The sequence below is a fragment of the Flavobacterium sp. genome (assembly GCF_044368995.1).
Classification (GTDB): Bacteria; Bacteroidota; Bacteroidia; order Flavobacteriales; family Flavobacteriaceae; genus Flavobacterium.
Window position 1 is genome coordinate 1 of sequence record NZ_JBIPMS010000087.1, and the last position, 7,103, is coordinate 7,103.

At 34.9% G+C, this 7,103-nt stretch carries 7 protein-coding genes; all 7 read right to left on the reverse strand.

The window, feature by feature from the left end; translation table 11 throughout:
* The coding region (locus tag ACIQ2I_RS06825) for a VWA domain-containing protein (RefSeq protein WP_396181681.1) at positions 1-772 on the reverse strand (772 nt) is incomplete at its 3' end.
* The gene (locus tag ACIQ2I_RS06830) at positions 765-2,360 is read right to left on the reverse strand and encodes a BatD family protein (RefSeq protein ID WP_396181682.1); all 1,596 of its coding nucleotides are present in this window, start codon (positions 2,358-2,360) and stop codon (positions 765-767) included. The genes ACIQ2I_RS06825 and ACIQ2I_RS06830, both read right to left, overlap by 8 nt.
* On the reverse strand, positions 2,360-3,226 hold the full coding sequence (locus tag ACIQ2I_RS06835) for a DUF58 domain-containing protein (protein ID WP_396181683.1): 867 nt from the start codon (positions 3,224-3,226) through the stop codon (positions 2,360-2,362). Before ACIQ2I_RS06835 ends, ACIQ2I_RS06830 begins: the two co-directional genes overlap by 1 nt.
* A 70-nt stretch (positions 3,227-3,296) precedes the next feature.
* Positions 3,297-4,301 carry an AAA family ATPase gene (locus ACIQ2I_RS06840; RefSeq protein ID WP_396181684.1) on the reverse strand — a complete coding sequence of 335 codons (1,005 nt, stop codon included), beginning with the start codon at positions 4,299-4,301 and terminating at the stop codon, positions 3,297-3,299.
* A 219-nt stretch (positions 4,302-4,520) separates the two neighbouring features.
* Positions 4,521-5,162 carry a hypothetical protein gene (locus ACIQ2I_RS06845; RefSeq protein ID WP_396181685.1) on the reverse strand — a complete coding sequence of 214 codons (642 nt, stop codon included), beginning with the start codon at positions 5,160-5,162 and terminating at the stop codon, positions 4,521-4,523.
* Between the two features lie 312 nt (positions 5,163-5,474).
* Entirely contained in the window at positions 5,475-5,690 is a 216-nt protein-coding gene (locus ACIQ2I_RS06850; RefSeq protein WP_396181686.1) for a hypothetical protein, read from the reverse strand.
* A 14-nt stretch (positions 5,691-5,704) separates the two neighbouring features.
* On the reverse strand, positions 5,705-7,103 hold a 1,399-nt coding region (locus tag ACIQ2I_RS06855), incomplete at its 5' end, for a T9SS type A sorting domain-containing protein (protein ID WP_396181687.1).

The following is a 7,103-nucleotide window of genomic DNA, read 5'->3' on the forward strand; positions in this document are numbered from 1 at the left end:
TCTCGTCTATTTCCACTTTTTGAGGTTGAAAAACAATGTTTCCGTTACTGTCTTTCGCTACGGGAAAATTAGCCATTCCGTTCGTTCCAACGCCTACTGTGTAAACTTTTATGCCGAAATCTCTAGCGATTTCTGCTGCTGAAATGGGGTCTAAACTTCCCACATTATTGACGCCATCAGTTAATAAAATGATAATTTTAGATTTCGCTTTGCTGTTTTTAATTCTGTTTATGGCGGTTCCTAAACCAATTCCTATGGCGGTTCCGTCTTGTAAAACCAATCCGTTATATTGTACTTCTCTTAGGGCGTTTAACAACATTATTTTGTCAGAAGTTACTGGTGTTTTGGTATAACTTTCCCCTGCATAAACTACCAAACCAATTCGGTCGTTTGTTCTTTTTTGAATAAACGTTTCGGCTACTTTTTTTATGGCTTCCAAACGGTTGGGTTTGAAATCAGTCGCCAACATACTTCCCGATACATCGGTGGCAATTACAATATCAATCCCATTTTTACTGGCTGTAAAACTTGATTTTTGAGTGTTTCTTGGTCTTGCTAACGCAATAATTACAAATCCTAATGCCATAATTTTTAACAAAAATAAGAAAGGTCGGCACCTTATAATCCAAGATTTTTTTATGGATAATCCTTCTGTTGAACTTATTTTTATGGCTGGTTGTTGATGATTGATTGTTTTATATTGCCAAAAAACTGCTATTGGAATTACCCATAACAACCATAAAAAATGAGGATGCATGAAGGCGCTATTCATCTTCTTGGTTTATTGGTTCGAGACTATTTGTAACACGATCTATGAAATCTTTTGCTTGTTTGTCTTTTGCTTCATAAGTAATTCTGACTTTTTGTATGCCGAATTTATCTGAAATAAAAACCGTAAAAAACCGCATTAGTTTGGTTTGATTGGCTTCATTTATTTCAAAAGTGCCTTCTAAAACATCTCCAGAAAGCGCTTTTACATTTTTGAATTTTCTAGCAGTAGTTTGAATTTTCGTAGCCTGTCCTTGCATCAATTGGCTTAATTCGTCATTAAAAAGCTGTTGTAAATTTACTTTTACAGAATCTTTATACGCGATGGTTTGAAGCGAAATGGCAAGTTTATCTGTTGGTTTTTGCCAAGAAAATTGGGCTATATTTTTAATGTTTGGATTTTTAGAAGTTACCAAAACTCTAGTTAAAATTTCTGGTGTTTCAATTTGCAAAATAGGCAACCCGTATGCTGAAACCAACCATTCTTTTTTAAGATAGTAATTGGCCTCTTTTCCGTTGATTTTTGCAGAAAAATAATTGGTCACATTTTCCCATCCAAAAAAGAAAACTACTGCAATACTAGTTGCTAAAAGTGTGACAACAAATGTGGTTTGTCTGATGTTTTTGTATTTAGTTTGTTGCTGTTGTGCGGCTAATTTGGCTAACGCCACTTGTTGCTCTTCAGTAGAAACGGGTAAGGTATTATGAAAAACATTAATCAAGTTTTCCGAAGCTATCTTGTCTGCATTTTGTTCTGGTAAATCAATTAAAATTTTTGCAAATTTTACCAAATCTGCCTTGGTAAAAAGTGTTTCTATTTGAGTAATCGTAGCGTCTGAAATTTGAAACTTCTTATTTTTTACTGCCTTTTTTAGTTTAAAAATAAACTGTTCGGTTGTACTTTCTAACGCAGAAAATTCTAACGTTTTTTCAAAATATAATTTAATTATTTGGGTTAAATTAGAATAAAATTCTTTGGCGTTGGCGTTGGTGTTTAATTCTGAAAAACTAATAAATGCGCGGTCGTATGGAGAAATATATATTGTTGCTTTTGTTTTATTACGCTGTTTTAATCGTAAAATAAAATAAAGTAAACCTGCCAGAGAAATAGCAAAAAGTAGTCCTAAAAATAGTTGCTTGTCTGAAAGTTCTTGTTGGTTTGCTTCTGTATTTAAAGTAATAATTTCGTCTTCTTTGATGTCGTACATTTTTTGTTTTGTAGTGTCCACTGCTACATCCGTTACTACTACATCAAGGCATTCAGAAAATATTTTTTTGGTGTTTACAAGCACTTCTAATGCAGGAATCTTATAAGTTCCCGCATCAAACTGAGTCAGGTTGTATTTTTTTATCCACTCTGTTTGGTTTCCTTTTATATTTTTTTCTGTTGGAAAAGATTGTACCACTTCAAGTTTACCAATCGAATCTAAATCAGGGAAAAAAACTAATGCCTTCTGGTTTACTTTTGTTTTTAAAGTAAGTTGAATTTGTTCGCCAATTTTGATTTCCTTTTTTGAAACAGCCGTTCCAACCGTTTGGGCAAACCCAACGAAAATGGAAAAAATACTCAAAAATAAAAGGCGTAACTTCATTAGGCTCTACTTTTAAAATAGGTTACTAATTTCGTTACATAACTTTCATTTGTTTCTGTTTCTACTAATCCTGCGGCGCATTTACGGAAAATATTTTGGCAAACTTCAACCTTGCTTTTGTGATTTTTCTCATACGCCAAACGGGTAGCTGTGGTTTGTGTGTCTAACCAAATTAGTTGTTCCGTTTCTGCGTCTTGCGTTTGAATAATGCCAACATTTGGAAGCGTTTTTTCACGGGAATCAAAAATTCTAATTCCTGTTACATCATGTTTTTTAGAAGCAATTTGTAAAGGTTTTTGAAAATCTGGAGTCATAAAATCGGAAATTAAAAATACAATAGCTCGTTTTTTTATTACGCTTGACAAAAATTCTAATGCAAATGCTACGTTGGTAGTTTTGCTTTTCGGTTGCCATTCTACTAATTCACGGATAATTCTTAATACGTGTGATTTTCCTTTTTTGGGCGGAATATACAATTCAATTTCATTTGTAAATAAAATTAACCCAATTTTATCGTTGTTTTGAGTGGCTGAAAAAGCTAAAGTTGCCGCAATTTCGGTTACCATTTCTTTTTTATTTTGTGAGGAAGTTCCGAAATTTTGCGAAGCCGAACAATCGATTACTAGCATCATGGTTAATTCCCGTTCTTCTTCAAATATTTTGACAAATGCATCATTATTTCTTGCGGAAACATTCCAATCTATGGCTCTAAAATCGTCTCCATATTGGTATTGTCGCACCTCAGAAAAAGTCATTCCGCGTCCTTTAAAAGAAGTATGATAGTGTCCCGAGAAAATATGATTGCTCAATCTTCGGGTTTTAATTTCAATTTTTTTGACTTTTTTAAGTAGCTCTTTCGTCTCCATGTCAGTGTTCAGTGTTCAGTTTTTAGTAAGCAGTAAAAAGCTATTTACTAATTAGTTTCCTGTGCACTTATTAAGGTACTTGTACCTGATTTAAAACTTTATTGATAATGTCTTCTGAAGTAATATCTTCGGCTTCGGCTTCATAAGTAATTCCAATACGGTGACGCAACACATCGTGCACTACCGCTCTAACATCTTCAGGTATTACATAACCTCTGCGTTTGATAAAAGCATAACATTTTGCCGCTAAAGCCAAGTTGATACTTCCACGTGGTGAAGCACCAAAACTAATTAGCGGTTTTAAGTTTTCCAGTTTGTATTTTTCTGGATACCGCGTGGCGAAAACTATATCTAAGATATATTTTTCAATTTTCTCATCCATGTACACTTCTTTTACCGTTTGTTGTGCTTTAATGATTTGCGCCACACTTACTACGGGATTAATAGTAGCATTATTTTCCAATAAACTATTACGAATGATAAGTTGTTCTTCTTCCATTTTCGGGTAATCGACAATGGTTTTTAGCATGAACCGGTCTACTTGCGCTTCAGGTAACGGATACGTTCCTTCTTGTTCTACTGGGTTTTGAGTCGCCAAAACTAAAAAAGGCGCGTCTAATTTATAGGTGGTTTCGCCAATGGTTACTTGTTTTTCTTGCATGGCTTCCAGTAATGCGGATTGGACTTTAGCAGGTGCTCTGTTAATTTCATCTGCGAGGACAAAATTGGCAAAAATGGGTCCTTTTTTTACAGAAAATTCATTCTCTTTGAAATTGTACACCATGGTTCCTACCACATCTGCTGGGAGCAAATCTGGCGTGAATTGAATACGGTGAAAACTCCCCTGAACGGCTTTTGAAAGTGTGTTTATAACTAGCGTTTTGGCTAATCCAGGCATGCCTTCTAACAAAACATGTCCTTGGCCTAGCAAACCGATTAATAAGCGTTCAATCATTGATTTTTGTCCAACAATTACTTTGCTTAATTCTGAAGTAAGTAAATCAATAAAAGCGCTTTCCTTTTCAATTTTTTCATTAAGTGCGCTAATGTCTATCCCTGTATTATTTTCTTGCATTTTATTTGGTATTATTTTCTATAAATTTTAAAAAATACTTTAACAGCGCAAGTTGCTATATAAAAATAATATAAGTTGTTAATTGTCCGTTAAATTATGAGATTTTGGGTATTTTTTTAGAAAAAATTAAGAAATAGAGGTGTTTTCAGTAAAAAAAAGCAACTTCTATTCTTGTTTAAGAAATAAAAAGTGGGTTTTTATATTTGATTGAGTGGGTTTTTAATACCAGTCTGAATGGTATTTATTTTCCCCCAAATAATAAATTATCCCAAATGAAAAATTATAATAACTTCCCGATTCTGGTGTGTAATCTTTATTTAGCAGGACTCCGTCAAAACCATAATGTTGTTTTACGGTAAAATTTTGAGTAAAATCAGCCGTTAAGGCAAAATTATTTGAGATATTAAACATCGGTGTAAGTCCTATTCCCACCACACCAATTTTCTCGTATTTATTTTGTCCAATCATATATCCAAATGCTATACCAGCGTCAACGTGGGCATTTATGCCTACTTTATCTCTTGTTAGATAGGTTAAGCCCAATTGTTTACCCACATTATAAATTCCAGAAAGCGCAACTGCACTATACGTAATTCCAACTTTTCCTCCTGGGTCATTTACAAAATGATCCAATTTGTAAGCCACTTTTGCGCCAAATTTTTCATTGAACATATATCTAATTCCTACATTGTAATGATTCAATCCAGAGAAATTAGATTCATATAACTTTTGATAAGGCCTTATGGCTCCCGTGTAACCATAACCTGCCTCAACAGACAAATTGTTGATATTAAATTGTGCAAAAAGTGAAGAAGACATCACTAAAAAAAAGAAGACTTGTAATTTGCTTACTGCTTTCATAATTGTTTTACTTATTGATTGCGAATATAAAAAATTTGTACTTATATCTTATGTTTTTTGAGTAGTATTTTTATTGAAAGTAATTAGATAATGAGCTAATTAGCGAATTAGCGAATTAAATAATTAGATGATTTGTGCTCCCTTTACCAAAAAAAACGCCTGGGGTCGACTGACACTTCACGAGTTATCCAACATTCAAATTGCCTCATTGTCCCATTACCTCAATCCTCTTCATAAATACTTGAAACGTTGAATTTGTATACATACTTGATTTGTTTTAAATAAAAAAGCACCCAAAAGAGTGCTTTTTTATTATACTAAAGATTGTCTTTTCTTTTTTATAAAGTAGTACATAACAACTATGCCTATTATCGCCATCGGTAGGATCCAGTCGTCAATAGGTGCGGGTACAGCATCATTAACGTCATCCCCATCGTCAAAAGCAGGTTGTGCTTGAGCAAATTGTACTAAAAATAATATAACCAATAAAAATTGATATCTAATTGCGGAGTGATTGCTTTTTTTCATGTTTTACAGTTTTACTATTCTACAATCCATTTTACGTGTTGGGTTTTGCCTTCGGTGGTTACCGTAACCAAATAAATGCCTTGCGACAGCGATTGTGTTGGCGTTACCTGTATTGCATTACCTTGTGATTTTAGCTGTACCGGTATGTTTTGTCCTAAAACATTGTATACTGAAACTGTTGCTTCTGCCATGCCATCAATATAGAAACTAGCCCCTGCTTTAGCTGGATTAGGATATAATGTGATGTTGTTTGCAAAATCATCTATTGATAGCGCACTGTTTTGGAATACAATTTTGAAACGATTCAACTCTTGGCCGTTTACCGTAAAAGGCACAACAGTATTGTTTTCTATTGGTGTATAGGTACTGCTTTGTGTGTCTACCAAATAAGGAGTTAATCCGTTATAATCAGACAATTCAAACTTCCATTGGTAGGCAGTATGTCGCGTGTTTTTTAATCGAATGGGCAATTCATTAGTACTAGACGGATTGGTTTGCATGGCAATTGCCAGAGACGTGTTGTCTTGCATCAAACTTACTTCTTCATCCAAATTTGCAAACTTTGCTGCATCTTCTTCAGTTGTATTCCAACTGTACATATTGTTAAATACCGCAAGTGTGCCTTCTATGGTGTCCCATTGGTTGTTTGTGTTGGCTTGTAAATGCACTCTCAACAAACCAAAATCTGAAGTATTGGTTGTTCTAAAAACTCCTGCTGCTGCATAGCCCACAGCTTTGTGCGATTCGGTAATGATCATTATAGGAGAACCCGCACTAGTGTTTTGTACAAATACGGCTTGACCCGGTTGTAAGTATTGATTAAAAATAGATGAGCCAACATCATTCGAATTACTGGATAGCGTTCGGGTTACATAAGCTCCTCTGGTGTTTAATGTAGGATCCCAATAATACACTTTCGTTTTATCCATATTTGTAGAGGCATCCAATGCGGCTTTAATATCAATAGGAGCTTGATACGGATTTCCTACAAAACTATAGCCACTGGCTGCTGGGTTTAATGCAGGGGGGAAATTTCCGGTATGCAGTGTTCCTGTGGCGCGTAAGGTAGTGTTGGTTGGCGTGGGTGTATTGGTACTCATATTAATTGATCGATCGCCGCGCACCAATAAACGGTATGGGGTACCCGCTGTAAAGTTAGAATTTGTATTTAGTACAGCAGCCCAAGCGCCATTTGTATAGCTATACAGGGATGGATTGTTTGTGGTAGTGGTGTCAAAACCATTGGTAGCACCTCCGGCTCCTGTAATATGTGTACCATACCCCGGGTTTGGATTTTGATTATCAGCATAAACAGTAGTTGTATTGCTTACATTTTCTTGCCAGTTTGCTTTGATTGATGTGGAGGTCGTTACCGCCGAACTTAAAAAACGAAACGAACGTTTATTGGCAGGA

Coding starts and splice junctions, on each gene's coding strand:
- ACIQ2I_RS06845 (WP_396181685.1), bottom strand. CDS start 5,162: ATGAAAGCAGTAAGCAAATTACAAGTCTTCTTTTTTTTAGTGATGTCT.
- ACIQ2I_RS06830 (WP_396181682.1), bottom strand. CDS start 2,360: ATGAAGTTACGCCTTTTATTTTTGAGTATTTTTTCCATTTTCGTTGGG.
- ACIQ2I_RS06850 (WP_396181686.1), bottom strand. CDS start 5,690: ATGAAAAAAAGCAATCACTCCGCAATTAGATATCAATTTTTATTGGTT.
- ACIQ2I_RS06835 (WP_396181683.1), bottom strand. CDS start 3,226: ATGGAGACGAAAGAGCTACTTAAAAAAGTCAAAAAAATTGAAATTAAA.
- ACIQ2I_RS06840 (WP_396181684.1), bottom strand. CDS start 4,301: ATGCAAGAAAATAATACAGGGATAGACATTAGCGCACTTAATGAAAAA.